The sequence below is a fragment of the Pedobacter humicola genome (assembly GCF_056490705.1).
Genome location: NZ_JBWJIG010000003.1, coordinates 67,379 through 94,235 on the forward strand (window position 1 = coordinate 67,379; position 26,857 = coordinate 94,235).

The window sequence follows — 26,857 nt, forward strand, 5'->3', positions numbered from 1 at the left end:
GATAGGGTTAGTTAATTGCGGTGATCCTCCTTTCTTCGACATTAAAGTTTACGGTTCCGGTGAGGCTGAGCACTTTTAATACTTCAGCAATATTTTTAAACCGGGAAATCGATCCGGTATAAGTGAGGTTTTGATTGTGCGTACTGTAGGCAATATCCACGTCGTACCAGCGTGATATTTTACGCATTACGGATTGTAGGTTCTCTTCGTTAAAAATAAAATATCCGTTTTTCCAGGCCATTTCCTGATCGATATCCGCTTTACTCACTGTAAATCCGTTGGAAGCCCATACCCCCTGCTCCCCTGGATTTAAATAAGCTGTTGCTGAGCCGGAAGAGAGCATTACCCTTCCTTCCAACAAAGTGGTTTTGGTAAAAACCTCATCACGATAAGCCATCACATTAAAATGTGTACCCAGCACTTTTACTTTCATGTCGTGGGTGTTGACGTAAAATGGCATCTGTTTATTTTTTGCCACTTCAAAGTAGCCTTCACCATCAAGTTCCACCTCCCTGCTGTCGCCGCTAAAGCGTGTTGGGAACCTTAAACTACTCGCTGCGTTTAACCATACTTTTGATCCATCTGGTAAGGTTAAGCTATACTGCCCGCCCCTTGGTATCGTGATGGTATTAAAAACAATCTTTTCAGAAGCTGTAGCAACCACATTATAGGCCAGTTCATCATTTTTGGTTTTGCTTACTGCGGTACCGTTTTCAGAAGCAATCTGACCTTCACCTGTACGGTTCAGGATAATGGTATGCCCATCGCCAAGAGTAAGTGTGGCTTTGTTAGAACCTGGCAGAATAAGCGAACGTTTGGTTGTGGCATAACTTTCTGCCTGAGGAACCGTTTTCTGTCTTGTAAAATATAGCAGGGCAGCCAGCATGAATATCAGGATTGCCGCTGCAGCCGATAATTTTTTCCAGTTAAAAAATGAACGGGGCTTTTCGCGTTCGGCTATAGCTTTCATCAGACTTACATACATATGCGCTTGCTTTTCCAGGTCAACTGCACCGGGTTCAATAAGTTCAAAATCGTCTGTATAATTCTGCAACTGTACCAGTTCATCAGGTGTACAATTTCCCTGAAGTGATTTCTGATATAAAATAATGTATTCTTCTTTTGTCATAGCTGAGCGCTTTTAAGCATAGAGACAAAAAGTTAAGCACACACACATCCTTTTGAAAAAAAATATTTAATTTGGTATTTATCAGTAGCCGATCCCTCCCGTATCAATATGTTCACATTTACTTAACAAATTCTTTATCGCGATTAATGAACTTTGAATAAATGAAACTGATCAATTTTAATGCAAGTGATGATGAACTTTGGGAAAGCATTAAATGCGGCAATCATCAGGCATTTAAAATACTGTTCGAAAGATATGTGCCAACCTTACTCGCCACCGCCAATCATTATTTAAAGGACGGACATAGCTGCGAAAATATTGTACAGGATATATTTTTAAACATCTGGCTTAAAAGGGAACGGTTGGAAATCAGAGATTTTAAAAATTACCTAAAATCGGCAACGCGATATCACGTGTACAAGGAATTAAGGGATAAAAAACTAAACAGCAAACTTGTTTTTACGGATGAGGATTTAGAAAATGAATCAGTCCATACGCTAAATAATGGCGAAGAATGGTTTAATGTGGCTTCACTCAAACTGCAGATCAATACTTATCTACAGCAGCTGCCAAAACGGTGCAGGGAAATCTTCCTCCTCAGCAGAGAGGAAAACCTAAGCAATAGCGAAATCGCCGAGAAACTCAATATCTCTAAACGGAGCGTAGAAAACCAGATCACAGCGGCACTTCATCACCTGAGGGTTAACCTCAAAAACTATCTTCTTGTGAGTGGTACTACCTATTTTTATATAATGCAAACACCTTCAGCAAACAAGAATATTCATTTTGTTGTGGAGTCGCTGCTCTTATACCTGCCAACATTTACCGCACCGGTAATGTAGCAGATATAACCTTATCAATCTTCATGTTCTCCGGCTTGCTCGCTTAATATCCTTTCTATTTCCAGCATCATCTGTTCAGCAAGCCGTTGTTTTGCCAACGATTTGGAGAGGTAAGCATCAGCAAAAGTAGCTTCCAGTTCATCCATAATAAAGGCATATTTGGCCTTAAGTTCGATGAGATCAATCTGAAGCTTCTTGGAAAGATTTTGCATGATACAAAGCTAAAAAAAGCGGAACGTAATTTCGGATAACCGCACTTATTTTTTCCTTAAAAAAATTGCAGTTCGTTAAAACAAACTGATCACGCTTTCGTTTATATCATGATTCCGGCGTGGTTTCCGGAATACATTTGTTTGGTTAGTTGATTAGGGATCAATCTCAAATTGAATCCCTTTTCTTTTTTATCGCCAGTCTACCAGGATTTTAGGCCTGTCATTATTCAATAAAAAATCTGTAGAATCAGCAGTCACTGTATCATCCACCAATCAGAAAACTGATGGATGATATTGAACAGATTAATTTTAGCTATTGTAGGCCAGCGCAAATTGTACTGCGAAATCTTCAAGCTTGGTTTTACCAACAGGCGTGATTTTTTTAGCTTCAAAATCTTCCCACAATACAGTGCTTCTAATGGCAGTTCCCATTTCTACATAGTTATTGGCTATTTCTGCTGGTAAACCCGCTCCAACCATTCCATCAAATGCCTGTGTATCATCAAAAGCTACCCAGGGTAAATCTGTTTTTCCGATCGCTGTACCCAGTGCCAGGGCAACCTCGCTAAGTTTACGCTGATCACTGGCGATATAAAGAATGTTTTTTCCGGTAAATCCTTCATTCACTTTATTGGCCGCTGCCGCGGCAATATCTTTCGGATCAACCAAAACAATCGATTGGTCGGCACCATAATTAGAACCGATAATGCCCATATGTTTGATCAGATCGATGTTCGCATAAAAATTATTGTAAAAGAAAGCGGGGCGAAGGATTAATATATCCAGGTTTTCTAAGGAATCGAAAATCTGTTCCACATCGTGTAAGCCTGCAATTGGTCCTGTACCATTCTCCAAATGGGCACCTATGCTACTTAATAGCACTACCTTTTTCACTCCGCTTGTCTCAACTGCATTTGCATAATGCTGCCCAACACTTTTAATATATCCCCTAAAATCGCTTACCGAAAAATCAGGCGGAACCATGAGGTAAACCAGATCTGCACCTGTAAATGTGTTTACCAGAAAACTTTCGTCGCTTACCGAACCTATGGCTGCCTGCGCACCGAGTTGGGTTATTTCTGCCGATTTTTCTGGGTTGCTGCTGATTACGGTTACTTCCTGCCCATCGGCAATTAATTGTGTTGCAAGTGGTCTGCTGATATTACCAAGCGAACCTGTTATAATTATTTTCATGATTTATGGTGTTTTAATATACAGACAAAGTTATATTTGCACTTACTTTTATACAAGTACTTACCCCAAAGTATGTATCATGACAGCCATTAAAGAAAACTCGACTCTAAACGAAAATAAAAAAAGCAGCCAGGCCTCCTGTCCGGTAAGTTTTGTGATGAGCAAAATCGGTGGCCATTGGAAACCGATTATCCTCTACCACCTGCTAAGCGGCACCAAAAGATACAGCGAACTGAAAAAACTGATACCGGCTATCACCGAAAAAATGCTGATCCAGCACCTCAAACAGATGCAAGAGGATAACCTGGTGATCCGCGCGTCGCAAAATGTGGTACCACCATTTGTAACCTACAGTCTGAGCAACGAGGGTGAACAATTACGGACTGTGCTCGACGCGATGGTTGAATGGGCTTTTGCACAGGATTTTAAAATGGATTAATTATTCCGATACCTGTTGCAATACCCTTCACTAAAAGCTTTGTAGTTTCCTCTTTTTCGAAAACACAATTTATTATTCAAAAAAATAAATCACTACTAAAACAATTTAGTAATGTCTGCGTTTATACTATAATTCCGGCGTGGTTTCCGGAATTCATTTGTTTGGTTAGTTGATAAGGGATCAATCTCAAATTGAGTCCCTTTTCTTTTTTATAAAGCTTTCTGAATCCTTTTCCCAACAATATTTTCTAAATTCAAAGCTTTTAAATTAAGGATACAATGGAAGAAATCAGATGGGGCATTATTGGCTGTGGAGATGTAACGGAAGTAAAAAGCGGACCTGCTTTTAATAAGGTAGCCAATTCAAAATTGGTGGCGGTAATGCGGCGTGATGGCGCCAAAGCTGCCGATTACGCAAAACGCCACAATGTTCCTAAATGGTACAATGACGCTTCTAAACTGATCAATGATCCTGAAGTGAACGCCATTTACATTGCCACTCCACCCCTACAGCACGAAGCTTATACCATCGAAGCTTTACAGGCAGGGAAACCCGTGTATGTAGAAAAACCCATGACTTTAGATGCGGCCGCTGCGCAACGCATGAAGGACGCCGCAAGCCAATTTAATGTGAAACTAAGCGTTGCCCATTACCGCCGTGCACAACCGATGTTCTTAAGAGTTAAGGAGTTGTTGGCCAACAATACCATTGGCGATATCCGCCTCGTGCGGTTAAAAATGCTCCAGCCGCCAAATCCGGCGCTCATTGCCAAAACAGACGATAACTGGCGGATCAATCCGGCCATTTCGGGTGGTGGCCTATTCCACGATCTGGCACCTCATCAGTTAGATTTAATGACCTATTATTTCGGAGCGGTAAAAAACGCAATGGGTATCGCGACCAGGCAACAGCAAAATACTGAGGTCGACGATCTGGTTACAGGAAATATTCTTTTCGAAAACGGAATTGTTTTCAGCGGTAGCTGGTGTTTCTCTGTAGCACCGCAAGATCAGGCCGATAATTGTGTGATTTATGGCTCGGCAGGCCACATCAGTTTTCCGATGTTTGGCAATAAAATTACGGTTACCACCAGTCAAACAAAAGAATATGTCTTTGAACCCTTGCAACACGTACAACAACCCATGATCGAAAAAGTAGTGGATTACTTTTTAGGTAAAGGCGAAAATCCGTGCAGTGGTGAAGATGCACTGATTACAATGAAATTGATGGATGATTTTACGACAAATAAATGATGAAAAGGACAATAATCTTTATTGCGACAGCCATTGCATTCTCAATATTTCTTTAGGTTTTTTACAATTTCCATCGGATTTTTTAAAACTTAAGTTCACATAATTTATATTGAGAACTAACATTCAAACTATTGAAATGTTACTTTGTGAAACAGCTACTATCACCGAAGTTTTAAAAACCTGGCTTTGACTTTTCATAATTATCATTGAGATTTTCAACTTTATCGCGCACAACTCATGATCACTTAAGTTTTACCGGTATTTTATTAAAATTGTTCTGAAGGAAAGGGTTAGAAAGCAATCTTATTGAAACTATTACCATCCATTCACGTTTATTCATTGCCGAATCATACCGGTATCAGCAAATGAAGATACTTTTAAAATACCTGCAACCTCACCGGAAGCTCATTATATTATCGCTGCTTTTAGCCGCAGCGGCACAGCTCTTAAGTTTACTCGATCCCATCATTTTCGGTAAAATTATCGATGATTATTCTACCAATAAACATCATTTAAGCGAGCGCAGGTTAATTAGCGAAGTTTTTTACTGGCTGCTTATTGCGCTTGCCATTGCATTGGTGGCCAGACTTTGCCGTTCGGTGCAGGAATTTACCACGCGTAAAGCCGTGGCCCGTTTTGGCATGAATATTTTCAACGATGGTTTAAAACAAACCCTTCGCCTCTCCTTCCAGGAATTTGAAGAAAGCCGCAGCGGCACCACGCTTTCGGTATTGCAAAAAGTAAAAACCGATGCCGAACGTTTCATTAATGCATTTATCAATATTCTTTTTTCTTCCCTGGTTGGGATCGGTTTTTTATTGTGGTACAGCTTAAACAAAAACTGGCTTTTGGTACCTGTCTTTTTTATCGGTGTATTGGTATTGGGTTCTTTAACCGGTCTCTTGTCTAAAAAGATAAAAGCCATACAACGTTCCATTAACCGCCAGGCCGATAAACAGGCTGGTGTAATTACCGAAAGTCTGCGCAACATCGAACTGGTAAAAAGCCTGGGTTTAACCTTTGCCGAAATCAGAAGGCTGAACGTACAGACCTTGAAAATTTTCGACCTTGAAATGTTAAAGGCGCGAAAAGTAAGTATGCTCTCCTTTTTACAGGGCAATCTGCTCAACCTGTTAAAACAATCGGTACTTTTTATTTTACTGTGGTTAATCTTTCGCAAAATTCTCAGCACCGGAGAATTGATTGCGATGCAGTTTATTTCCACCGCCATTTTTACACCATTACAGGATTTGGGCAATATGATTATCTTATACCGGGAGGCCGATGCTTCCCTAAAAACCTTTGATCTTTTAATGCAAAAACCGATAGAAACCCGTCCGGATAATGCGGTAGAATTGGATGCGCTGAAGCGCCTTGAATTTAAAAACGTTGTTTTCAGACATAAAACTGCTGGGTATAATGCCATTGATGATATTTCTTTCGAAATCCAGAATGGTGAGACAGTAGCTTTTGTTGGCCCGTCGGGCTCGGGTAAATCAACGTTGGTAAAACTTTTGGTCGGGCTTTATCTTCCTGTTGAAGGTGAGATCCTCTTTAACGAAACCAGTTCCAAGCGCATCCGCTACAATCCCTTGCGCCGGCAGATTGGCTTTGTTACGCAAGATACCCAACTTTATGCCGGGTCAATCAGGGATAACATGCGTTTTGTAAATCCTACGGCCAGCGAAGAAGATATTATGGAAGCTTTACGAAAGGCCTCAGCCACTGCACTTATTGCCAAAGCTGCACAGGGGATTGATACCATTTTGGGCGAAAACGGCATGAAATTATCGGGTGGCGAAAAACAACGGATTTCTATTGCGCGGGCATTATTAAGAAAACCCCGGCTGTTGATCTTCGATGAGGCCACCTCTGCGCTCGATTCGCTCACGGAAGAAGAAATATCGGCCACCATCCGCGAAATTTCCGATAGAAGAGAACAAATGACCATCCTCATTGCGCACCGCTTATCCACCATTATGCATGCCGATAAAATCTATGTACTCGAAAAGGGAAAGGTATCTGAAACAGGCAACCATACCGAACTACTCGAAAAGAAAGGACTATATTATTCCATGTGGCGGCAACAGATCGGTGAACGCCGGTAAATTCAATAGATTTAATACCGTATAAAATAGCTTTTGGTCCGTTGTAAAAAACCAAACAATGAGAAATTTTATTTCTTTCGGAGCGCAATTGTTCTGCAGCTAAGTCAATTGGTTCCTGTGTTCTGCTTTTACACTTTCCCGAAGGTTCGGGATACCCCGTTGCTGCAGGGTAACGCTTCACCAGGGCTAAATCGCCATTACGGTATTTCATTTGGACGGTTGCAGGGTGCAGAACCTCTGTTCCTAAACCGACAGTAGCGGCACTCTCCGATTTTTCCATGGAAGCTATAGTAAATGGCGCGAGTAAAAGCGGCCAGGAAATTACAGCCCTTCCCCTTCCAACTCATAAAATATTAGCCGCCATCAGCTTAATCGGAGGTTGATTAAAACTTGACCTCATAACTTTTACCGGCAAGGGTATTTATCTCTTTAAATCTCCCATTATAGCTCACCTTACAAATCCCTCCCTTAGGGGCCAGTATTTTCGCGCCCGTTAATTTTCCGTCGATCCAGTTCATATCCACCACGAAATTACCTCGGGTTACAAAACCTTTAATGGCGCCAGTTTTCCATTCGACAGGAAGTGCAGGCAACAATTCAATGTAACCCTGGTGGCTTTGCAACAACATTTCCGAAATACCAGCCCCACCACCAAAGTTTCCATCGATCTGGAAAGGCGGATGGGCACCAAATAAATTGGCATAAACGCCACCACCACCATATTTCACTTCGGCATCTTTCCCTACAAAACGCATTAATTTTTTTACGGCATCGTAAGCACGCTCGGCATTTTGCATCCTGGCCCATAAATTTATGCGCCAGGTAATGGCCCAGCCTGTACCTTCGTTTGTACGCATTTCGAGCGATTTACGTACTGCATCGGCCAGTTCTGGTGTAGCAGCCGTTGTAATGCTATAACCCGGATAGGCTGAAAATAAATGTGATAAATGACGGTGATGCGGTTCTTTATCTTTCCAATCGTGATACCATTCCTGCAGATTACCTGCTTTGCCAATTTGATATGGATACAGTTTGGCCATTGCCAGCTTCACTTTGGCTTGCATAGGCATATCAACCTTTAATATTTCGGCAGTTTTTAAATAATCGGCAAATAATTCCCTGATCATGGCCATATCTGCAGTACTACCATACAAGGTTTGCCCCACATATCCTTTATCCGTAATGTACACATTTTCGGGAGAGGTTGAAGGTGCGGTTACCAGATAACCTTTAGGGTCAGCAGTTAAAAAATCTAAACAAAATTCCACCGAGCCTTTCATTGAAGGATAAGCCTGTTTTTTAAGAAAATCCAAATCCTTGGTAAAGGCATAATGTTCCCATAAATGCGTACTTAGCCAAACACCGCCCATCGGCCAGTTGGCCCAGCACGGATCACCTTCCCCACTATCGCCTACCGGATTGGTCATGGCCCACATGTTACTGTTATGGTGACACACCCAGCCACCTGTTCCGTAAAAGTTTTTTGCGGTAATCGTTCCCGGCTTCACCAGTCTATCGATAAAATCCAGTAATGGCTGGTGCATTTCTGAAAGGTTTGCAGCCTCTGCTCCCCAGTAGTTCATCTCTGCATTAATATTGGTGGTATAATTACTACTCCATGGCGGACGGACAGCTTCGTTCCAGATGCCCTGTAAATTGGCAGGTAAACCACCCTGCCTGGAAGAACTGATCAATAAATACCTGCTGTATTGATAAAAAAGTGCAATTAAACTGTTATCGGTTTTACCAGAAGCAAAACGGTTGAGCCTGTCTATGGTGGATAACTTCTCATTTTCAGTATCACCCAACTGCAAGGAAACACGGTCAAAATACTTTTTAAAGTCATTAAGGTGTGCCGTTTTGATACTTTGATAATTTTTATTTGCCACATTTCCGAAATATGCGGCAGCTATCGTATTTTCAGCTTTACCTGCTAAACCAGGGTTTTTATCGATACCATTATAACTGGTGGCCATAGAAAGTGCCAGCACCACTTCGGTAGCACTATTAATTTTTAAGGTTGTATCTGATAAATTTTGTTTTCCATCCGTTTTTAAAACCCTTAACATCGATACAAAACGCATGGCATTTGTGGTATCATTCACGATGGCATGGGCAATATCCCCTCTATAATTCGGTTCGGTATGTACTGGTGCCCAACCTTTCATTATCAACATCCCCTGTTTAACCAAACTCCTGGCCAGCAGTTTACTATCGAAATTGCACGAAAAGTTAAGTTTATCTTTCCCGGTTGCAGTTAATCTAAATATAATCAGCTGATGTGGATGAGAGGCAAAGGTTTCGCGGGTATAGGTAGTACCGTTAATGGTGTAAGTTACTTTTGATATGGCATTTTGAATATCCAGTTCCCGTTTATAATGGCTAACCTCACCTTTGTTATTGAAATTAAAATACAGATTACCCAAAGGCATAAAGGCTTCAGAATATGGCCCCTGCATAAAATGAGCAAGTGAATCGGCTTTTTGGTAATTCTCCGAAAAAAGTGCGGTTCTGATGGGTCCGAGATAATTTTTAGCATTTGGATTCACTTTCGAAGCATCGATCGGCCCGCCCGACCATAAGGTGGCCTCGTTTAAAGAAATACGCTCATTGTGCACGCCACCATAAACCATAGCACCCAAACGCCCATTACCCAATGGCACAGCTTCTTCAAACTGTGTTGCCGGCTTGGTATACCAGAGTTTAAACGCGTTATTTTCCTGGGCGATAACAAGTGTACAAATACAAGCTAAAAGAGCAGTTAAACAAAATTTCATCTTCATTTGATTCGGAAATAAAATATGCTGTAAATAAAACAAAAAAACAGCCCTAACAATAAGCTGATTTTTGCAAATACATAAACTTAATTATCATTAGTTAAACCTAATGTCTGATTTAATATCATGCTCAAACATTTCTTTTAATGCTATTTCAGGTTTTTCGGCACCAAACTGATTTCCTTTAATCAGCACACCTGTACAAGCTAAAAAGTTAAACGCAGGGCGTTTTTTACCAGCAGGCATAAAATCAGAATTTTCGATCTTGTTATTGATAAAGCTTAATCCACTTGTACTTTTAGCCGATAACAAGGGCGAATCGAAAAGTTTAAAAGTATTGTTTTCGATTCTGATATTTCGGTGGACATAATAATTTTTCAGCAGCTCACGGCTTTCGGGATTGATCTTAATGGCATAACTATCTGGTGCACTGTTAAAACCACATTCGATAAACTGATTATTGCGGATGGTTACATCGGTTACCGGTCCCGATTCGTACCAGCCCATCGCATCATTTTCGATCAAAATGGCATGCATCCCCGTACGGTAATATACATTGTTTTCAATCAGTACCTTGCGCCGTGTGGTAATCAGGGTTCCGCGCGAGATCGTCCCCTCGAACCTGGAATTCGTAATTTTTACAGCCGGTGTCCAGGTTACATTTTCCAAGGCATCACCTACTTTCAGTTTAGCTGAAAAGGGTTTTTCCATTTCTACCAGCATTTCCCTTTCTGAAATTAATTTAGCGGTTTTGATTACACCCTGGTCAAAAATCTGTAATGCGGCACTGTGGAGATAAGCTACCGTATCGCCTTTTATAAAAGCATTAAAGCCATAACTCTGGTGGTGCATAAACTTTAACTTTAAGGTGTTTGGTGATACGATTTCGCTTACTTTTAAATGGGTACCATGCACATTAACCGGATCATCGTGCAGGCCGTTAAACCGGCAATTATTGATCGTGATCTGCCCCTTACATCCCGAAAAGTGCATTCCATCTGCCGAAGAAGCAATTACACGGCCACTTCCAGCTTCCGGAGCTATGAAAACACGATCGTAACTCAGGTTTTCGCAAAACTGCGAAACAATGCCTAAACCATGCATGGAGTACATATTGATATGGTTTAAACTGATATTTTTAGAACGGTTGTTAAAGGCGCCTACATAATCACGATAACGGTCTCTAACCGTTAATACATCGCCAGGCTGGGCATCGAATTTCGAAAAATCACCAGCAAACCTCACTTTAAGCGGTGCAATTTTCTCCGCTTTGCTTTTTAAAAAAGGTTCCCAACTGCTATATGATAAAGTGCCCTGGCTTGGCCTTACCTGTACGGCGTGATGGTTTCTAGCGATCCATTTTTCACCATACCACTCCAATCGGCCATCAACGATGGCAAATTTACTATCGGGGTGGATATTGGCGATAACTGATGTTGGCGTAATTTCCTGTAAGGTCATTTCCGACATCCCCGGCCGCTCATAGTTAATGGATATATTTTGGAGACGGATATTTTCACTGCCATCAATTACCCAGGTGATCATTTTACCGTGAAAAACAAAAACAGATCCGTTTCCTTCTAAAGTCACATTTTTTAAGTCTTTTAGGTACAGTCCGACTTTCTGTTTTTTCACCGGAAATTCTTCTTCCGAAGAGGTATTCGAAATATAGTAGTTTGTTTCGGTAGCACTATCGGGCCAGAAATCGTAGCGTCCCTTTGGGAAGTTTAACACGGATACCGACTGATTTTTAGTGGCATCTATAGCTTTCTTCACACTTGCTGTAGCATCGGCAAAACTGTTTGGCCGGGCACCGTACCGGCTAACATCAATCGTTTGGGCGTTTAATTGCAGATAGCAGCTTAGTAGCGCCAGAATAAAGTATTTTCTCATCATATAATCCAACTTGCAAGATACCATGTGCTAAGCGGTCTGCATAATATAGATAATTGTCTTTTGAAATTTCTATAGATATTATTTGTTTTCCTGTTCCAGCACTGGATTAAATTCTAATGCACTATTTCACCTTACTGGTATCAACCACCCAATTATCAGTTCTAAAAGGCACTACGGGTAAACCTGCATGGCTAAAAAGATTGCCTATACCTGCATTGCTAAACTGGTAGCGTACAGCGATGGGGCTTTTTACCAGTTTACTTGAAACGAAAAGTTTATTCCCTTTTATTTTAACCTTCGCTGGATAAAACACCTTATTTTCATCTGCTATAAAAATCTCTTTTGCGGCTTCCCCTTTTATTGTTAATCCTTTTTCGGCATTTTCAAATTCAATGATGATATTATTTTTATCTATTGTAAACGATTTAAAGACCGGGCTTTTATAGCCTGGTTTTTTCACTTGGTAGGTCTCGGCCAAAGCCAGATTAGCGAGGCGGATACCTACATCCTTTTTATTGGAAGGATGAATATTTAAGGTATCTTCAACCAGGTCGGAAACCACAACCATTCCGGTTTTTGGGGTAGAAAGGTTTTTGCTTTGAGCCTCTCTTAATAATGCACCAACATTATATTTCTCATATTTAAATGGCGCGATCTGAACATAATAAAATGGAAGTTCGGTATTCCATGCCTTACGCCAGGCGCCGATCATGGTATTAATGAGCTCGGTATAACTTGCCGAAGTGTTTTTGTTGCTCTCCCCCTGATACCAGATGGCACCTGCAATATTGTAATTCACGATTGGCGCAATCATGGCGTTATAAGCATAACCAGGGGCTACCGGCCACCAGGCAGTAGGTTCGTTTTTTGCAGCTGCATCTTTTAGAACATCATTACTTTCTACCAGACCGTCGGGCGTCCATACTTCTGCAGGAGTACCGCCCCAATTGCTGTTAATTAATCCTATCGGAACATTTAAATTCTGATTAAGGTGTTTACCAAAATAATAACCAACTGCACTAAAGGCCTTTAACGCAGTACTGTCGCAAACGGCCCAGCTGCTACTGATCTCGTTCTGCGGCGATTTTGAGGTTCTTTTTGGCACATTAAACAACCTGATGTTCAATTTATTCAGCTGCCCGAATTCATTTTTAACACTTTTAATCCCCAGGTTGTAACTCCATTCCATATTCGATTGGCCGCTACAGATCCATACCTCTCCAATCATTACATTTTCGAGTACAATTTTATTTTCGCTTCAAACACAATTGTGTACGGACCGCCCGCCTGTGGCACCCGAATATCAACTTTCCAGTTTGCATTACCATCAGCCGAAGTTGTGATGGTTTTATTGTCCCAGGAAGTGTTAATCTTAATTTTTTCACCGGGCGTAGCCCAGCCCCATAATTTGGTATTTGCCTTTTGTTGCAATACCATGCCGCTACTCAATATACCAGGAAGCTGGATATTGGCATAAAGTGAAAAATTGATAAAGAATGAGAAGAGAAAGAAAAAGTACTTTTTCATTTTGTTTGATTCTGGTTTTGTTGGTTCTATTTAATTATTCCCTTTATTACTTATTTATGACCATAGCTCCGAGTATAAAATTAGTAATCGGCGTAGGATCTTGTAAACTATGCGGATGATGGTTTACACCGGGCTTATGTATTACTTTAATGTTCCCCCCGGCACCTAAAATTCTTTGCTCAAAAGGGCCGGTATTTTCGGCAACAGGTACCACATTATCTGCATCTCCCACTACATGTAACATCGGGAAACCCAGTTTTGCGATCTTTTCGGTATTGTTTAAAGGACTGTTACTGAAGGCTAAAGCCTGTTCTTCTGTCAGTTTATAATCCTGTTTAAATTCTGCCCAGGCTTGTTCTGCTCCATCATTTCTTTTGCCTCCCGGCCAGCTTCTTAAATCAAGAACAGGTGCATCAGCATAAATACAAGCCACTTTACCCGGATTAGCCAAAGCCCAATTGTATACGTATACCCCTCCCCGGCTCATGCCTTCTAAAACTACTTTTTCGGAAAGTCCGGATTGATGCATCCGCTTGTAAAATTTGTTCCACAACTCAATAGCCTCGGCATTGCCAAACAGCTCCGCAACATCACAATATACCACATGAAAACCCCGCTCCAGCAGGGATACATCTGTTTGTGGTTCGTGGCCCCAGAAACGGGCTCTCCACATCCATGGATTACCTTTTGTTGCTTTTTTCGGTTTAACCACCTTGCAGTTCCTGCCGCTGAAAGTAAAATCGGCACACTCAAAACCATAGAAATTACTGATCTTTTTTTCTTCTTTAATTTCAGAAAAGATATCAAAGTCTTTATTTTCCTTTTGCTTAAGCGCTTCATATAACCGGGAAGCCACAAGGGCAGTGCCCGATGAAGAAAGATGTATTTTATCTGGAAACAGCTCTGGCTTATCTATAAATAATGGGTATAGGTTGATTATTTCCAGTTTTTCGTCGAAAGCCACTTGCTGCACTATTGGAATAATGTTCGCCAAAAGAATTTTGTTTGAAATATGATTACTATCCACACGGAAAGCTGGTAACGGTGATAACAATAGGATACGGGGTTTTATAGGCAACTGCTTAAAATCGCTGATCAACGCCCTGTACTTCGCTTCAAATTCACCATAACTACTCCCGGTTGGTGGTTTAATATGGTTAACATCCAGGTTAATGATTACAATATCAGGCCTACTCGCCATCGCATCTCTTTTGGTTTTTGAATAACCTTTATCATTTGGCACATTAGGTGCACTGTGGACAAAGTTTATTAGCTGATATTCATTACCTAACATGTTCTGTAATTGCGCCGGATAGGCATTTTTACCATGCTCAGCTAAACCAATGCAAGCAACCCTAACCTTACGTTGTGCAGAAATGGATGTACAAATGCTTAAAAGCAGTAAAAATATAACTGTAAGCTTTTTTTCATTTATGATCCCTTTATTAATTAATATCTGCATATAGTTTTTGGAATTCTTAAATACATCGTTACAAACAGGGAATATTGACAGCTACCTCTAAATAATTTTTATTGGTTTCTTCCATTAGGGAGATGGATCCACCAAAATTTAAACAGATATTTTCCATAATCATATTTTTAATTAAAATTATGGGACGATGATCTAAGGTATAAAAGAAAGTTTTAATATAAAACACCTAACGGTAAATCCATGCAAAAGAATTTATGCACATAAAAAAAACACCCAGCCTCGTTGTATGAGGGTACTGAGTGTTTTTTCAATTGATCAAAAATTTATTTGATCTTCTGATTAAAGTTTCGACAGTAAAAGTTTTACCGATGCCCGTTTTTGATAATTTGGATCGAAATGAACATATTTAATTTTCCCCGATCGGTCGATGACATAAGTAGCCGGAACAGGTAAAGTATGGCGGTTATTGCCATTATTGGCCTCCAAATCTATTCCATAACCTTTATATTTGGTGAAGGTGGCCTCATCCATCATGAAATTAACCTTATAGGCTTTCATAATCTCATCATCTTTATCCTGAAGAATGGAAAAATCGGCACTTGTTTTTTTAATGGTTTTAACGATATTTTCTTTGCTTTCAGGGGTAATGCCAATAACACTGGCATTTTTTCCCTGCAATAAACTCAACGAATCCTGCAGCTCCTTAATATGTTTATTGCAATATGGACACCACTGTCCGCGGTAAAAAAATAAAACCACAGATTGATGTGTTTTCAAAATATCTTTTAAACTTACTGTTTTCCCATTCTGATCAACACCAGTAAACATCGGGGCTTTATCTCCCTCTTTTAATCCTGTTTGTGCGTTTACCTGAAAGGATAGCGCAACAATTAAGGCGGCAAATAGTATAACTCTTTTCATTTTAGATTTATTTAAAAAGGCAGGAAAGATCAAACTTTCCCGCCCGGTTTTTTCTACATTTTACCTTTCGACATTTTTCCTTTAGCCATTTTAGATTTTTCCATTTTGGCTTTTTTCATCGAATCGGTTTTCATTTTGTCCATCTTATTCTTTTCCATTTTGTCCGATTTCTTTTTGTCCATTTTGTCTTGTTTCATTTTAGACATCTTTTCCTGTAAGGGACTATTAGCCGAAGCAAAACCTGGTAACGAAAGGCTAGCCACAACTAAAGCGGCCATAAACAATTTTCCTGCTGATTTTAAGATTTGATTTTTCATGTTTTGATATGTTTTATTTACCGCTTAGTCGAAGCAACTGCTATAACCTTACAAGAAAAATCAATTTTTATTGATTTCTTTTTCAATCTGCTCTGTTAAGTTTTTTTTAAAGGCTTCATCCAGTTTAAAATCAGTATTTTCAAAGCCTACGAATACCCTGTTGATTAAGATGCTCTGTTGTTGATAAATTTTGCATACCGAACAGCCCGCAAGATGCACATGCAATTGTAGTGTTTCTGCAGCTGTAATTTTCCCGGCAATTCTTTTTTCGATCAGAAAGGTAGCCTGTTTACAATTATAGATAATGTTTTTTAGCGCGTTCGTCATATCAGTTCCAGTTTTTTTGAAGGCAGGCCCTCAGGTTTAGTTTTGTGCGGTGCATAATTACCCAAAAATTTGCTGCCGTGAGTTTAAGTTCGGTGCAGATCAGCTCGGAAGCCAGATCGTCCATGTGTTTCATCGAGAATACCGAAAACCATAATCCGGGTAGTTTGGCCAGACATTCATTTAATATGCTGCCCAGTTCTTTCATCATTAAAGGATTGTCTAACTCTAAACCAAAAGTCTGCGGACGGTATCTTTCATTCCAGTGCCCCGTTTCGGCATCAAAAAAATCTTGCTGTTCGCCTTCAGCATCTGTTATCCTTAAATCGCTCAGCCTTCTGGATGATTGTTTTCGATAAAAATCGGCAATCTTGTTTTTAAGAATGGCCGTTAACCATGTTTTTTCCTCACTGTTCCCTTCAAAACGATCTAAACGCTGCAATCCTGCCAAAAAGGTATCCTGCACCAGATCTTTGGCTACATCTGGATCCCTCAATCTCGACATGGCAAATCCATAGAGGTAATCGGCATATTTTTCGACCCAGCTAAGCGGATCTGACTGAAGACTTTTGGCGGCAAGGCCGCTGCCTGTTCCGTTCTGCATTTTTTTCGTATCTTATATAAATATAGTGCTTAATTGATTAGTCGCGCGGTACAGAGCATCCTTACAAATTATTTTATTTTTTCTGTAAGGATTGCAAACTTCAAACGACTAAGCTTAAAATTGATGATCATGATCAGAAAAATAGCATTCCCTCTTTTGGTAATAAACCTCCTCAGTTCGGCCTTTATCGCAGACCATAAAACTACACCCAAACCTCTTGCAAAAACAAATTTTGCCGTTGTGGAACTTTTCACCTCAGAAGGTTGCTCCAGTTGCCCTCCTGCCGATGCATTATTGGCAGAGATCGAAAAAGAAAACCAGAACAAACCTGTATACTTAATGGCTTTTCACGTAGACTATTGGGACAGGCTAGGCTGGAAAGATAGTTTTAGCAGTGCAAAATTTTCTGCACGACAAAACCAATATGCTGACTGGTTAAGGCTAAAAACCGTTTATACGCCACAGGTTGTGGTAAATGGAAGCAAAGAATTTGTAGGTTCGGAAGGAAACATGCTTCGTAATAGCATTAAAACAGAGTTAGCAAAAGCACCCACAGGCAACTTAGCTGTTTCAATCAGCAAAAGCGAAAATGGAAAACTAAAGCTAAATTATAACACCGATCAGCGGACCGATGATTACGCGCTCGCAGTGGCTCTGGTAATGGCAAAAGCAAGCAATCAGGTTTTAAAGGGCGAAAATAGAAACAAAACGCTAAGGCATGTGCAGATTGTAAGGCAGTTTGAAACCTTTGCCCTGAGAGGAAAAAGCAGTGGGTCGGTAAATTTGCAGATGAACCATTTGAACGGACAACAGCCGACGGAGCTGATTGCCTTTTTACAAAACAATAAAACGGGCAAAATAACTGAAGCGACAAGTCTAAGCAGCTTGCTAGCCATTGAGTTAGGTCATAAATCCGAATAATCTTCGTTTGCGTTTGTACCATAAAAATAGCCACAGCATGAAAGTAATTAAAAAAAAACATTCGCTTTTAATGCGATGGACACACTGGGTTAGTTTCCCGGTCCTGACAGTGATGATATGGAGCGGACTTTTTATTTACTGGGCCAACGATGCTTATGGTATTTCTATTTTTGGTTTCAGCCTGATCAAGTTTTTCCCTGAATGGTTTTACGATTATTTTCACATTTCAGGCCGCCTTGCAGAAGGAATGGCTTTTCACTTTCTGTTTATGTGGTTTTTTTTTATTAATGGGCTGCTATACATTCTTTATACCATATTTTCGGGTGCCTGGCGTGAGTTATTACCAAACAAATATTCTTTTAAAGAAGCCTGGCTGGTATTGCTTCACGATCTCCATATCCGTAAAACTATTCCACCGCAGAAGAAATATAATGCAGCACAGCGCATCGCTTATACCGCCATCATATTGATGGGCATGGGCTCTGTAGCAACAGGCCTGGCCATTTACAAACCAGTACAATTTTACTGGCTCTGCTGGTTATGTGGCGGTTATCACTTCGCCAGGATTCTCCACTTTACTTTAACCATTGGTTATGTATTTTTCTTTTTAATCCACATTGTCCAGGTAATGCTTGCCGGATGGAATAATTTCAGGGCGGTAGTAGCCGGATTTGAAGTTGCGGAAGAACAACCTCGACTTAAACACGAACCTTTAATAGCTGAAAAAACCGAAGATCAGAATGAAAGCAAATCATAACAAGAAAGTTAAGGCTCCGCTAACGGTTGAGCAGAAGATCAGGAGACGCACCTTTATATCATTTGGGGCATTCGCGGCGCTTGGTGCTGGTGCAGTTACCGGCTGGAATTGGCTTTTAGATGCACCTGAAGAAACGGCTGGCATTACAGGAGGTACAAGGGCACCTTTGCGCAGAGCGTTGAATAAAACCGAGCTCTTTTTCCGCAATTTCTTTAGCAACAAACACCTGGTTAAAACTTATCCGATAACTTATGCTGTTAAAACACCCAGGGTAAACAGTCTGATTGGTATTGAAGACGATGAAGACTTCGATGTCCGCAATTGGAAACTCAAGGTAAAACTCAACAACCAGAAAATCCAATACATTAGTATCGAAGAAATAAAAGCATTGCCCAAAACAGAAATTGTTTACGATTTTAAATGTGTAGAGGGCTGGGACGAAATCCAACACTGGGCAGGTGTAAAACTAAGTGATTTTTTAGCACATTTTAAGCTTGAGGAAGCGGCCCAAAAACCATATATGGGATTGGAAACACCCAATGGAGCGTATTATGTAGGATTGGAACGAGAAAGTATCCTGCATCCGCAAACGCTATTGGCTTATGAAATGAACGGCAAGCCGATCAGTCTTGACCATGGAGCTCCTTTGAGGCTCATAGTGCCCGTTAAGTATGGCATTAAAAATCTGAAAAGAATCGGAACCATGAGTTTTAGCAACAGCAGACCAAAAGATTACTGGGCAGAACAGGGTTATGATTACTATTCAGGTTTATAAAAATTACATTATCTTTTAAATTCGGGTTTTAAATATGCGTTCATATTTTTTCTAAGTTTCATCACTTTGGGTACCGATACACCTTGAATATACGAATCGCCGGGATGGAGCTTATAATAATCCTGGTGGTAATTTTCTGCCGGATAAAAAACTTTAATCGGCATTACCGCTGTTACAATTGCATCGGGATAATGATGGCTGCTATTTACCTTGGCAATTACGGCTTTTAGTTCCTGTTGTTCTTCAGGCGTTCGGTAAAAAGCTACAGATCGGTAATCTTCACCTTCGTCGGGTCCTTGTCTGTTTAAGGTTGTAGGGTCGTGCGCATAAAAAAAGGCTTCTGCCAGTTCGGTATAACTGATCACTTTAGGATCGTAATACACTTGTACAGATTCGGCATGCCCGGTACGGTCGCTACAAACTTCTTCATAGCTTGGATTTTTAACGGTACCTCCGGCGTAACCTGAAACCACTTCGTTCACACCATTGAGCTCACCAAGTCCTTCTGAAAGTGCCCAAAAACAACCTCCAGCAAAGGTGGCTACTTTTTCACCAGGCTTTGCAACCGGTAATTTTGCAAAAGCATTTTCACTTTTATGATTTTGGCCATTGGCACAAGCGCTTAGAAAAATCAGTCCAAGTAGCCATATATTATTCCTTTTCATCATGGCAGCTTATTTAGCAGGAATAAACTTCAATGCGTAAGAATTTATACAGTACCGTTTACCAGTTGGCTCAGGTCCATCATCAAATACATGGCCTAAATGTAAACCCGTACCGGCCTCTACCACCTCATCGCGCACCATACCATCAGAGGCATCGCTTACGATTTTAATGGCTTTTGGATCGATCGGCTTGAAAAAACTAGGCCAGCCTGTGCCAGATTCGAATTTGGTATCCGAAGTAAATAATGGTTTACCGGTTGCAGCGCTTACGTAAGTCCCTTTTTTATGGTTGTTCCAGTAAGGGTTTTTATAAGGCGTTTCCGTTCCGCTGTTTACCATAATTTCGTACGCATTTGCAGAAAGTATTTTTTCCCAATAAACAGCAGGTTTAGCTTCTGGATACAAACTGACTTTGCTGTCCATTTTTATTCCGGTTGTTTTACCCTGGCTACAGGCATTCAGCGCGAGTGCCAGGAGTGGTATCATCAATAATTTTAACATTTTCATATTACTTTAGTCGTATGGCAAGGAAAATCCTTACAAATGAGTTAAACTTAAAATTGAATACCTATCGAATCAGCAAATGCAGATGAAAAGTAGAAATTAAACGCTCTTTGGCACTTCAGGTTTTTCTTCTTCCTGACCTGCCTTAAATTCTTTTATGCCCTTACCCAGGCCTTTCATTAATTCGGGGATTTTTTTTCCGCCGAACAATAATAAAACAGCAACTCCGACAAGGATCATTTCAGGGCCTCCAAGCAAGGCAGCGATGGTTGTATTCAACATTTTGTTTTTAATTTATGGATATGTTACACTTACGCATAAACCAGGCCTTTGGTTCTTTGACCGCAACATTTAAAATAGTTAAAAAAATCTGCTTCTATTTAAAGTAATTTTTAAAGTTGTACGTCTACTGCTGATAACAAACCTAAAATTCTTCTTTATGATAGCCGTTTTCAAAACAAATGTATCCTCAGATAGCGAGTTAAATGAAATTAGCCCGCTGTTAAACAGTCGTTTCAAGGAAATCAAATGGAACATCGATCTGTGGGATTCCGATAAGATCCTGCGCGTAGATTCGCCAAGAGATTGGACAAAAGAAATAACCGAACTCTTTAACAGTATTGGTTTACGCTGCATTAATCTGGAAATTTTCCATTCGGAGCCTTTTTAAGCATGTAAAAACGGTTTACCTAGGGAAAATTTATCTTTTAATGGTGTCAGATATTACAATCTGACACAGCATTTCATCTCTAATTTAATCGTACTGCATTTCATTAAGATTATATTTATTAATCAGTCAGATGGTAACATCTGACTGAACAAATTAAACCCACCTTCATATCATTCCTCTTTCTTATCATTTTCTGATAGATTATCGTTAAATTGCCTTTCTATTGCATCAATCCCTAATGAAAGAAATTACCGATATCGTCAAGGCGTACCAAAAGGCAACGAAGGAAAAGAAGAAAACGGCTCTGGCTACGGTAGTTAAGGTAGAGGGTTCTTCTTACCGCAGGCCAGGTGCGAGGATGCTCATCACCGAAGATGGCCAGCTAACGGGTGCTATTAGTGGTGGTTGCTTAGAGGGAGATGCGCTCAGAAAAGCACTTTCAGCAATTGTACAGCAAGAAAACAAACTGATTACTTACGATACTACAGACGAAGATGATGCCAAATTTGGTATTCAGTTGGGTTGTAACGGCATTGTACATATCCTGTTCGAACCCATTATCAAAGAAGATGACTTAAATCCAATATCGATTTTAATTGCATTGCAAAGCACGAGAGAAATTGCGGTCTTGGCAACGCTTTTTTCTTTGAGGGATAAACAACAATTGGGCACAAGCCTGCTATTTAAGCGTGAGATTATACAATCAAAAGTTCCTGCAGCCATTCAGGATGAGATCATTAAAGATGCAGAAGCGGTTTTCACCAATAAAACAACTGCCTTTAAAGTTTACGCCACTGGCAATCAACAGGTTGATGTTTTTCTGGAGTTTATCCAGCCTCCTATTTCATTAATTATTGCCGGTGCAGGCAATGATGCACAACCTTTAGCCGAAATGGCTTACCTTTTAGGCTGGGAGGTGACCGTAGTTGACGGAAGACCTACCCACGCCACCGCACAACGTTTCGCAAACGCTTCCCGCATACTGGTCAGTAAACCCGCAAATGTGTTGGCTCAAGTGCATATAGATGAGCAAACGGCCTTTGTGCTGATGACGCACAATTACAATTATGACCTGGAACTGCTTAAATATTTATTGGACACAAATGCACCATATATCGGAACGCTAGGTCCTAAGAAAAAACTGCTTCGGATGTTAGATGAATTGGAATTAGCAACACCCGAAAATGAAAAACGGGTTCACGGACCAATCGGACTGGATATTGGTGCTGAAACAGCTGAGGAAATTGCCATTTCTATTCTGGCAGAGATCAAATCGGTTTTTACAGGTGCTTCGGCAACTTTCCTGAAAGAGAAAAAGAGTCCGATCCACGTTTACGGATTAACCAATAACTAAATGCAAACGGGCATCATCATATTGGCAGCAGGCAGTTCTTCACGAATGGGAAGACCAAAGCAACTTTTAGATTATAAAGGAAAAACACTATTGCAAAGCGTGATAGACGAAGCCTTAAAAACAGATTGTAAACCAATTGTGGTAGTTTTGGGTGCAAATGCGGACGAAATAGCCGCCAAGCATCAAAATGATTGGGTCAGTTTCGTAATCAATGAAAACTGGCAAAACGGAATGGCATCGGGCATTGTGGCCGGACTTTCGACGATCATCAAAAATGACAGCGAAATCGAAAGTATCATTATTGCTGTCGCCGACCAGGTTTTTATTAAAATGATTAACTTTAAGAACTTAATCGAAAAGCAAGCAGAAACCGGTAAAAACATCATTGCCAGTAAATATGCCGAAACGGTTGGGACACCTGTTCTATTCAAAAAAGATTATTTTGAAGCGCTTTTATTGCTCAAAGGTGCCGACGGAGCAAAAAAGATATTAAAAGAGTATCCTCAAGATGTAGAAACTGTAGTTTTCGAAGGTGGAGAAATTGATATTGATACGGAAACAGATTACAACAATTTAATTAGTCAGCAATGATAGCAGATTCTTTTGGAAGAATACACGATTACCTGCGGATATCGCTCACTGATAACTGCAATTTTCGCTGCTTTTATTGCATGCCGGAAGAAGATTACGACTTTACCCCAGCTTCAAGGCTCATGCAAACCGATGAGATTATTAAACTGGCAGAAATTTTTGTGGCCAATGGCGTAAAAAAAATCAGACTTACCGGTGGTGAACCTTTGGTGAGAAAAGATGCAGCCGAGATTATTGCTGCGTTAGGTAAACTTCCGGTCGAATTGGTGATCACCACCAATGGGACCCGCATTGCTGAAATGCTCCCGATATTAATAGAAGCAGGCATTAAAACCATTAATATTAGTCTTGACACGCTACAGCCTGAAAAGTTTTTTATGATTACGCGGCGGGATGTTTTCCATCAGGTACGCAGCAACATTGAATTACTTTTACAGCACAAAATCAAGGTGAAGGTAAATATGGTGGTCATGAAAGGCCTTAATGATAACGAAATCAATGATTTCATCACCTGGACCAAGCACAACCCCATTCAGATCAGGTTTATTGAATTTATGCCCTTTAGCGGCAATAAATGGACGAGCAACAAAATGTTTTCTTTAGATGAAATACTGGCGGCCGTTGAAAAGGATTTTGCTGTTCTACCCGTTAAAGGGGAACCGCATGATACTGCCAAAAGTTTCATGATCCCCGGGCACGAGGGTTCATTTGCCATCATCAGCACCATGACCAACCCCTTTTGCGACACTTGTAACCGCATGCGTTTAACTGCTGATGGCAAAATAAAGAACTGCCTGTTCTCTGATAGTGAAACGGATCTGCTTACCGCCTTAAGGAAAGGTGAAGAAGTATTGCCATTAATCCAATCGGCCATTTGGAGTAAAAAGAAAGCACTGGGTGGGCAATTGGTACCCGATTTCGAAAAAATCGATACCACTACCATTCAAAACAGAAGTATGATTACCATTGGAGGATAAATTTTCATGATCAGCGTTAAAGAAGCAAAAGCCCTCATTTCTCAACATATAACAGCACTAAATCCCATAACAATAGACTTGGCAAAGGCTTCAGGGCATGTTTTGGCTACCGATATTTACGCACAATACGATATTCCGGCATTTAGTCAATCCTCAATGGATGGTTATGCGTTAAAGTTTACTGATCACGAAAAAGAACTCACTTTAGTTGGCGAAATGGCCGCTGGAACAGCAACCAATATCACCATCCAAAAGGGCGAAGCCAGTCGGATATTTACAGGCGCTCCACTACCTCAAGGTGCCGATACGGTGGTGATGCAGGAAAAAATTACGCGGCTAAACGGAAAAATCAGTATACAGGATCCAAATTTAAAACTGGCTTTAAATGTAAGGGATAAAGGTTCTGAAGTTAAAGCCGGAGCTTTAGCCATGGAAAAAGGCAGCATACTTAGTCCCGCAGCCATCGGTTTTCTGGCCGGAATTGGCGTTAACAAATTAAGTGTCTATCCAATGCCAAAGGTTGCCATTATTGTAACCGGAAAAGAGTTACAACAGCCTGGAAAAATGCTTGAGTTTGGACAGGTATACGAATCAAACTCCTATTCCCTTTCCGCAGCCCTAAAACAGGAAAACATTGAACAGATAGTGATTTACGAAGCCGATGATGACTTAGATATCCTTAAAAACATATTGCAAACCGCAGTAGAAAGCAGTGATCTAGTGTTGTTAACAGGTGGAGTGAGCGTAGGCGATTACGACTTTGTAATCGAAGCAGCAACGCATTGCGGCATTAAAAAGATTTTTCATAAAGTAAAACAGAAACCTGGTAAGCCATTGTTTTTCGGCACAAAAGATCAGAAACTAATCTTTGGTCTTCCGGGCAACCCTTCATCCGTACTCAGCTGTTACTATAACTATGTGTTGCCGGCGCTTAAATCTTTATCCCTTAAAAACAACAGTGTAATGGAGGTCGAGGCCGAACTTACCCACCCCTATAGCAAACCTGCCGGACTGGCGCACTTTCTGAAAGGGAGATATGAAAACGGGAAAGTTACGCCCTTGAGCGCCCAGGAGTCTTACCGCTTGAGTTCTTTTGCGCAGGCCAATTGCCTGATCTGCCTCAACGAAACACAAGAACACTTCGAAAAAGGCGATACCCTAACTGTAATGATTTTACCAAACTAATATGCAAGAAAGTTTTATCTTATTTTACTGCCTACTCTTTATTGTAGCCTTTTTATATGCTTCTGTAGGGCATGGTGGGGCCAGCGGTTACCTGGCATTGATGGCTATTTTTGCCATTTCACCTGCGGTGATGAAACCTACTGCATTATTGCTCAACCTGTTTGTTTCTTCCACTTCCTTTATCCAGTTTTACCGTGGTGGCCATTTTAAGTGGAAAACCTTTTGGCCTTTTGCGCTTGCCTCTATCCCGCTCTCCTTTGTTGGTGGCATGATGGCGATCGAAAGTTCCATTTATAAAAAGATTTTGGGCCTGCTTTTACTTATTCCGGTTATCCGTTTTTTCTTTTTTAAAAACACCGATCCAAAAGATTTTAAACCATCAAACATTTCCTTATCGCTAGCCATTGGAGGCATAATCGGTTTACTTTCGGGCATGATCGGTATCGGCGGTGGCATTATCCTTTCACCTATCCTGTTACTCTTAAAATGGACCGATCAAAAACAAACTGCGGCCATTAGTGCTGCATTTATCTTCGTAAATTCGGTTGCGGGCTTGGGCGGTCAGCTCATCAAAGGTTTCGAGTTTAACAGCCATATGCTCGCCTATGTTGGGGTCGCTTTTGTTGGCGGCATCTGTGGTGCTTATTTTGGTGCTTTAAAATTCCCGCAAACTGTTTTAAAAAACGTGCTGGCCTGTGTATTGGCACTGGCTGCTTATAAATTATTATTTACACATGCATAATATGAAATACACCCTTATCGCCCTATTATTTTTAGCTTTTACCGCAAAAGCCCAAGAAAGCAAGCAATTTATTATCGAAGGAAAAGTTAAAACGCCATTAACAATCACTTTAGATAATTTAAGTGCTTACAAAACCGTTAGATTGGATAGCATGACAATTTTCAACCACTTGCTGCAACGTAAAAGCAGTATTAAAAATATCAAGGGCGTACTTTTAAAAGACATTTTGGCCAAAGTAGAGATCGATGCTGCTTCGCCGAAAACACTTAGCGAATACTACCTTGTTTTTACCGCAACGGATAACTATAAAGTAGTGTATTCCTGGAACGAAATATTTAATTCACCAACAGGAAATCAAATATTGGTCTTACAGGATTACGATGCCGATCCTGCCAAGGCCGAAAAAGGAAATATTGCCATTATTACACCAAGCGATTTTGCTACAGGAAGAAGATTTGTAAAAGGATTGAGTAAAATCAGCATCTTACAGGTAAATTAGCCGCATGAAAATCAAAATGATCAGTTTTGGCCAAATTGCCGAGTTTATCAACAATCAAAAAATTGATGTTGATGGTATTTCGGATACTGATGCCTTTAAACAATATCTCGAAAATCAGTTTCCTGCTTTAAAAGGCATGAAGTACAAACTGGCACTGAACAAAAACATCGTTCAGGAGAATACCGAAATCACCAGCAATGCTACAATAGCTATAATGCCGCCTTTTTCTGGGGGATAAACGA

30 protein-coding genes are annotated in these 26,857 nt (G+C 40.5%); 15 read left to right on the forward strand and 15 right to left on the reverse strand.

All coding sequences use genetic code 11. The annotated features are described in order from the left end of the window. Positions 1–7: 7 nt before the first annotated feature. Positions 8–1,129, reverse strand: coding sequence for a FecR family protein (locus tag AC04Q1_RS06425; RefSeq protein ID WP_478362944.1), 1,122 nt, complete (start codon positions 1,127–1,129; stop codon positions 8–10). Positions 1,130–1,290: 161 nt separating this feature from the next. On the opposite strand from AC04Q1_RS06425, the gene AC04Q1_RS06430 reads away from it, so the two are divergent. Then, positions 1,291–1,971 carry an RNA polymerase sigma-70 factor gene (locus AC04Q1_RS06430; protein ID WP_478362946.1) on the forward strand — a complete coding sequence of 227 codons (681 nt, stop codon included), beginning with the start codon at positions 1,291–1,293 and terminating at the stop codon, positions 1,969–1,971. A 14-nt stretch (positions 1,972–1,985) separates the two neighbouring features. On the opposite strand, the gene AC04Q1_RS06435 is transcribed toward AC04Q1_RS06430, so the two are convergent. Both AC04Q1_RS06435 and AC04Q1_RS06440 read right to left on the reverse strand, forming a co-directional pair. After that, positions 1,986–2,183 (reverse strand): hypothetical protein, encoded by a 198-nt coding sequence (locus AC04Q1_RS06435; protein WP_316848298.1) that lies wholly within the window; start codon positions 2,181–2,183, stop codon positions 1,986–1,988. A gap of 309 nt (positions 2,184–2,492) precedes the next feature. Beyond that, entirely contained in the window at positions 2,493–3,377 is an 885-nt protein-coding gene (locus tag AC04Q1_RS06440; RefSeq protein ID WP_478362948.1) for an NAD(P)H-binding protein, read from the reverse strand. A gap of 79 nt (positions 3,378–3,456) precedes the next feature. On the opposite strand from AC04Q1_RS06440, the gene AC04Q1_RS06445 reads away from it, so the two are divergent. From AC04Q1_RS06445 to AC04Q1_RS06455, 3 genes are all read left to right on the forward strand, one after another. Then, entirely contained in the window at positions 3,457–3,816 is a 360-nt protein-coding gene (locus AC04Q1_RS06445) for a winged helix-turn-helix transcriptional regulator (protein WP_478362950.1), read from the forward strand. Positions 3,817–4,094: 278 nt separating this feature from the next. Next, positions 4,095–5,069 (forward strand): Gfo/Idh/MocA family protein, encoded by a 975-nt coding sequence (locus tag AC04Q1_RS06450; RefSeq protein ID WP_478362952.1) that lies wholly within the window; start codon positions 4,095–4,097, stop codon positions 5,067–5,069. A 365-nt stretch (positions 5,070–5,434) separates the two neighbouring features. Further along, positions 5,435–7,177 carry an ABC transporter ATP-binding protein gene (locus AC04Q1_RS06455; protein WP_478362953.1) on the forward strand — a complete coding sequence of 581 codons (1,743 nt, stop codon included), beginning with the start codon at positions 5,435–5,437 and terminating at the stop codon, positions 7,175–7,177. 383 nt (positions 7,178–7,560) lie between these two features. Here AC04Q1_RS06455 and AC04Q1_RS06460 read toward each other — a convergent pair whose 3' ends face one another. From AC04Q1_RS06460 to AC04Q1_RS06500, 9 genes are all read right to left on the reverse strand, one after another. Further along, positions 7,561–9,960, reverse strand: coding sequence for a glycoside hydrolase family 95 protein (locus AC04Q1_RS06460; protein ID WP_478362955.1), 2,400 nt, complete (start codon positions 9,958–9,960; stop codon positions 7,561–7,563). 90 nt (positions 9,961–10,050) lie between these two features. Next, a complete protein-coding gene (locus tag AC04Q1_RS06465; protein ID WP_478362957.1) occupies positions 10,051–11,850 on the reverse strand; it encodes a right-handed parallel beta-helix repeat-containing protein in 1,800 nt (599 codons plus the stop codon). 121 nt (positions 11,851–11,971) lie between these two features. After that, entirely contained in the window at positions 11,972–13,078 is a 1,107-nt protein-coding gene (locus AC04Q1_RS06470) for a sialate O-acetylesterase (protein ID WP_478362959.1), read from the reverse strand. Next, positions 13,078–13,377: a hypothetical protein gene (locus AC04Q1_RS06475; protein ID WP_478362961.1), complete on the reverse strand. Its 300-nt coding sequence runs from the start codon at positions 13,375–13,377 to the stop codon at positions 13,078–13,080. The genes AC04Q1_RS06470 and AC04Q1_RS06475 overlap by 1 nt, the downstream gene beginning before the upstream one ends. Positions 13,378–13,423: 46 nt before the next feature. Beyond that, a complete protein-coding gene (locus AC04Q1_RS06480) occupies positions 13,424–14,839 on the reverse strand; it encodes a prolyl oligopeptidase family serine peptidase (protein WP_478362963.1) in 1,416 nt (471 codons plus the stop codon). Positions 14,840–15,148: 309 nt separating this feature from the next. Continuing rightward, complete coding sequence (locus AC04Q1_RS06485; protein WP_478362965.1) at positions 15,149–15,730, reverse strand: peroxiredoxin family protein; 582 nt, start codon at positions 15,728–15,730, stop codon at positions 15,149–15,151. Between the two features lie 53 nt (positions 15,731–15,783). Then, on the reverse strand, positions 15,784–16,047 hold the full coding sequence (locus AC04Q1_RS06490; RefSeq protein WP_478362967.1) for a hypothetical protein: 264 nt from the start codon (positions 16,045–16,047) through the stop codon (positions 15,784–15,786). Positions 16,048–16,107: 60 nt separating this feature from the next. Then, on the reverse strand, positions 16,108–16,374 hold the full coding sequence (locus tag AC04Q1_RS06495) for a zf-HC2 domain-containing protein (protein ID WP_478362969.1): 267 nt from the start codon (positions 16,372–16,374) through the stop codon (positions 16,108–16,110). 1 nt (position 16,375) lies between these two features. Further along, positions 16,376–16,975, reverse strand: coding sequence for a sigma-70 family RNA polymerase sigma factor (locus tag AC04Q1_RS06500; RefSeq protein ID WP_478362971.1), 600 nt, complete (start codon positions 16,973–16,975; stop codon positions 16,376–16,378). 129 nt (positions 16,976–17,104) lie between these two features. Here AC04Q1_RS06500 and AC04Q1_RS06505 point away from each other — a divergent pair, with 129 nt between their 5' ends. The 3 genes from AC04Q1_RS06505 to AC04Q1_RS06515 are packed head-to-tail and all read left to right on the forward strand — an operon-like array spanning position 17,105 to position 19,428. Further along, the gene (locus AC04Q1_RS06505) at positions 17,105–17,896 is read left to right on the forward strand and encodes a DUF1223 domain-containing protein (protein ID WP_478362973.1); all 792 of its coding nucleotides are present in this window, start codon (positions 17,105–17,107) and stop codon (positions 17,894–17,896) included. Positions 17,897–17,933: 37 nt separating this feature from the next. Beyond that, positions 17,934–18,653: a cytochrome b/b6 domain-containing protein gene (locus tag AC04Q1_RS06510; RefSeq protein ID WP_478362975.1), complete on the forward strand. Its 720-nt coding sequence runs from the start codon at positions 17,934–17,936 to the stop codon at positions 18,651–18,653. Next, the gene (locus AC04Q1_RS06515; RefSeq protein WP_478362977.1) at positions 18,637–19,428 is read left to right on the forward strand and encodes a molybdopterin-dependent oxidoreductase; all 792 of its coding nucleotides are present in this window, start codon (positions 18,637–18,639) and stop codon (positions 19,426–19,428) included. The genes AC04Q1_RS06510 and AC04Q1_RS06515 overlap by 17 nt, the downstream gene beginning before the upstream one ends. Before the next feature lie 8 nt (positions 19,429–19,436). Here the strand turns inward: AC04Q1_RS06515 and msrA are convergent, their stop codons facing one another. From msrA to AC04Q1_RS06530, 3 genes are all read right to left on the reverse strand, one after another. Then, positions 19,437–20,096 (reverse strand): peptide-methionine (S)-S-oxide reductase MsrA, encoded by a 660-nt coding sequence (gene msrA / locus AC04Q1_RS06520; RefSeq protein WP_478362979.1) that lies wholly within the window; start codon positions 20,094–20,096, stop codon positions 19,437–19,439. Positions 20,097–20,102: 6 nt separating this feature from the next. Beyond that, a complete protein-coding gene (msrB, locus tag AC04Q1_RS06525) occupies positions 20,103–20,579 on the reverse strand; it encodes a peptide-methionine (R)-S-oxide reductase MsrB (RefSeq protein ID WP_478362981.1) in 477 nt (158 codons plus the stop codon). 117 nt (positions 20,580–20,696) lie between these two features. After that, positions 20,697–20,879, reverse strand: a complete 183-nt coding sequence (locus tag AC04Q1_RS06530) for a Sec-independent protein translocase subunit TatA/TatB (protein WP_316848273.1) — start codon at positions 20,877–20,879, stop codon at positions 20,697–20,699. Between the two features lie 157 nt (positions 20,880–21,036). On the opposite strand from AC04Q1_RS06530, the gene AC04Q1_RS06535 reads away from it, so the two are divergent. The 8 genes from AC04Q1_RS06535 (at position 21,037) to AC04Q1_RS06570 (ending at position 26,853) form a co-directional block, all read left to right on the forward strand. After that, on the forward strand, positions 21,037–21,267 hold the full coding sequence (locus AC04Q1_RS06535) for a hypothetical protein (protein ID WP_025142808.1): 231 nt from the start codon (positions 21,037–21,039) through the stop codon (positions 21,265–21,267). Positions 21,268–21,505: 238 nt separating this feature from the next. Continuing rightward, entirely contained in the window at positions 21,506–22,621 is a 1,116-nt protein-coding gene (locus tag AC04Q1_RS06540) for an XdhC family protein (RefSeq protein WP_478362983.1), read from the forward strand. Further along, positions 22,622–23,212, forward strand: a complete 591-nt coding sequence (locus tag AC04Q1_RS06545) for a nucleotidyltransferase family protein (protein ID WP_478362984.1) — start codon at positions 22,622–22,624, stop codon at positions 23,210–23,212. Further along, on the forward strand, positions 23,209–24,189 hold the full coding sequence (moaA, locus tag AC04Q1_RS06550; protein ID WP_478362985.1) for a GTP 3',8-cyclase MoaA: 981 nt from the start codon (positions 23,209–23,211) through the stop codon (positions 24,187–24,189). Before AC04Q1_RS06545 ends, moaA begins: the two co-directional genes overlap by 4 nt. 6 nt (positions 24,190–24,195) lie before the next feature. Then, entirely contained in the window at positions 24,196–25,374 is a 1,179-nt protein-coding gene (locus tag AC04Q1_RS06555; RefSeq protein WP_478362987.1) for a molybdopterin molybdotransferase MoeA, read from the forward strand. A gap of 1 nt (position 25,375) precedes the next feature. Beyond that, on the forward strand, positions 25,376–26,116 hold the full coding sequence (locus AC04Q1_RS06560) for a sulfite exporter TauE/SafE family protein (RefSeq protein WP_478362989.1): 741 nt from the start codon (positions 25,376–25,378) through the stop codon (positions 26,114–26,116). Position 26,117: 1 nt separating this feature from the next. Then, the gene (locus AC04Q1_RS06565) at positions 26,118–26,615 is read left to right on the forward strand and encodes a molybdopterin-binding protein (RefSeq protein WP_478362991.1); all 498 of its coding nucleotides are present in this window, start codon (positions 26,118–26,120) and stop codon (positions 26,613–26,615) included. Between the two features lie 4 nt (positions 26,616–26,619). Further along, positions 26,620–26,853 carry a MoaD/ThiS family protein gene (locus AC04Q1_RS06570; protein WP_478362993.1) on the forward strand — a complete coding sequence of 78 codons (234 nt, stop codon included), beginning with the start codon at positions 26,620–26,622 and terminating at the stop codon, positions 26,851–26,853. Positions 26,854–26,857 lie beyond the last annotated feature (4 nt).

Bases quoted from the DNA above. Each gene is read 5' to 3' on its own strand.
- AC04Q1_RS06425 (WP_478362944.1), bottom strand. From the start codon at position 1,129: ATGACAAAAGAAGAATACATTATTTTATATCAGAAATCACTTCAGGGA.
- AC04Q1_RS06430 (WP_478362946.1), top strand. From the start codon at position 1,291: ATGAAACTGATCAATTTTAATGCAAGTGATGATGAACTTTGGGAAAGC.
- AC04Q1_RS06435 (WP_316848298.1), bottom strand. From the start codon at position 2,183: ATGCAAAATCTTTCCAAGAAGCTTCAGATTGATCTCATCGAACTTAAG.
- AC04Q1_RS06440 (WP_478362948.1), bottom strand. From the start codon at position 3,377: ATGAAAATAATTATAACAGGTTCGCTTGGTAATATCAGCAGACCACTT.
- AC04Q1_RS06445 (WP_478362950.1), top strand. From the start codon at position 3,457: ATGACAGCCATTAAAGAAAACTCGACTCTAAACGAAAATAAAAAAAGC.
- AC04Q1_RS06450 (WP_478362952.1), top strand. From the start codon at position 4,095: ATGGAAGAAATCAGATGGGGCATTATTGGCTGTGGAGATGTAACGGAA.
- AC04Q1_RS06455 (WP_478362953.1), top strand. From the start codon at position 5,435: ATGAAGATACTTTTAAAATACCTGCAACCTCACCGGAAGCTCATTATA.
- AC04Q1_RS06460 (WP_478362955.1), bottom strand. From the start codon at position 9,960: ATGAAGATGAAATTTTGTTTAACTGCTCTTTTAGCTTGTATTTGTACA.
- AC04Q1_RS06465 (WP_478362957.1), bottom strand. From the start codon at position 11,850: ATGATGAGAAAATACTTTATTCTGGCGCTACTAAGCTGCTATCTGCAA.
- AC04Q1_RS06470 (WP_478362959.1), bottom strand. From the start codon at position 13,078: ATGATTGGAGAGGTATGGATCTGTAGCGGCCAATCGAATATGGAATGG.
- AC04Q1_RS06475 (WP_478362961.1), bottom strand. From the start codon at position 13,377: ATGAAAAAGTACTTTTTCTTTCTCTTCTCATTCTTTATCAATTTTTCA.
- AC04Q1_RS06480 (WP_478362963.1), bottom strand. From the start codon at position 14,839: ATGCAGATATTAATTAATAAAGGGATCATAAATGAAAAAAAGCTTACA.
- AC04Q1_RS06485 (WP_478362965.1), bottom strand. From the start codon at position 15,730: ATGAAAAGAGTTATACTATTTGCCGCCTTAATTGTTGCGCTATCCTTT.
- AC04Q1_RS06490 (WP_478362967.1), bottom strand. From the start codon at position 16,047: ATGAAAAATCAAATCTTAAAATCAGCAGGAAAATTGTTTATGGCCGCT.
- AC04Q1_RS06495 (WP_478362969.1), bottom strand. From the start codon at position 16,374: ATGACGAACGCGCTAAAAAACATTATCTATAATTGTAAACAGGCTACC.
- AC04Q1_RS06500 (WP_478362971.1), bottom strand. From the start codon at position 16,975: ATGCAGAACGGAACAGGCAGCGGCCTTGCCGCCAAAAGTCTTCAGTCA.
- AC04Q1_RS06505 (WP_478362973.1), top strand. From the start codon at position 17,105: ATGATCAGAAAAATAGCATTCCCTCTTTTGGTAATAAACCTCCTCAGT.
- AC04Q1_RS06510 (WP_478362975.1), top strand. From the start codon at position 17,934: ATGAAAGTAATTAAAAAAAAACATTCGCTTTTAATGCGATGGACACAC.
- AC04Q1_RS06515 (WP_478362977.1), top strand. From the start codon at position 18,637: ATGAAAGCAAATCATAACAAGAAAGTTAAGGCTCCGCTAACGGTTGAG.
- msrA (WP_478362979.1), bottom strand. From the start codon at position 20,096: ATGATGAAAAGGAATAATATATGGCTACTTGGACTGATTTTTCTAAGC.
- msrB (WP_478362981.1), bottom strand. From the start codon at position 20,579: ATGATACCACTCCTGGCACTCGCGCTGAATGCCTGTAGCCAGGGTAAA.
- AC04Q1_RS06530 (WP_316848273.1), bottom strand. From the start codon at position 20,879: ATGTTGAATACAACCATCGCTGCCTTGCTTGGAGGCCCTGAAATGATC.
- AC04Q1_RS06535 (WP_025142808.1), top strand. From the start codon at position 21,037: ATGATAGCCGTTTTCAAAACAAATGTATCCTCAGATAGCGAGTTAAAT.
- AC04Q1_RS06540 (WP_478362983.1), top strand. From the start codon at position 21,506: ATGAAAGAAATTACCGATATCGTCAAGGCGTACCAAAAGGCAACGAAG.
- AC04Q1_RS06545 (WP_478362984.1), top strand. From the start codon at position 22,622: ATGCAAACGGGCATCATCATATTGGCAGCAGGCAGTTCTTCACGAATG.
- moaA (WP_478362985.1), top strand. From the start codon at position 23,209: ATGATAGCAGATTCTTTTGGAAGAATACACGATTACCTGCGGATATCG.
- AC04Q1_RS06555 (WP_478362987.1), top strand. From the start codon at position 24,196: ATGATCAGCGTTAAAGAAGCAAAAGCCCTCATTTCTCAACATATAACA.
- AC04Q1_RS06560 (WP_478362989.1), top strand. From the start codon at position 25,376: ATGCAAGAAAGTTTTATCTTATTTTACTGCCTACTCTTTATTGTAGCC.
- AC04Q1_RS06565 (WP_478362991.1), top strand. From the start codon at position 26,118: ATGAAATACACCCTTATCGCCCTATTATTTTTAGCTTTTACCGCAAAA.
- AC04Q1_RS06570 (WP_478362993.1), top strand. From the start codon at position 26,620: ATGAAAATCAAAATGATCAGTTTTGGCCAAATTGCCGAGTTTATCAAC.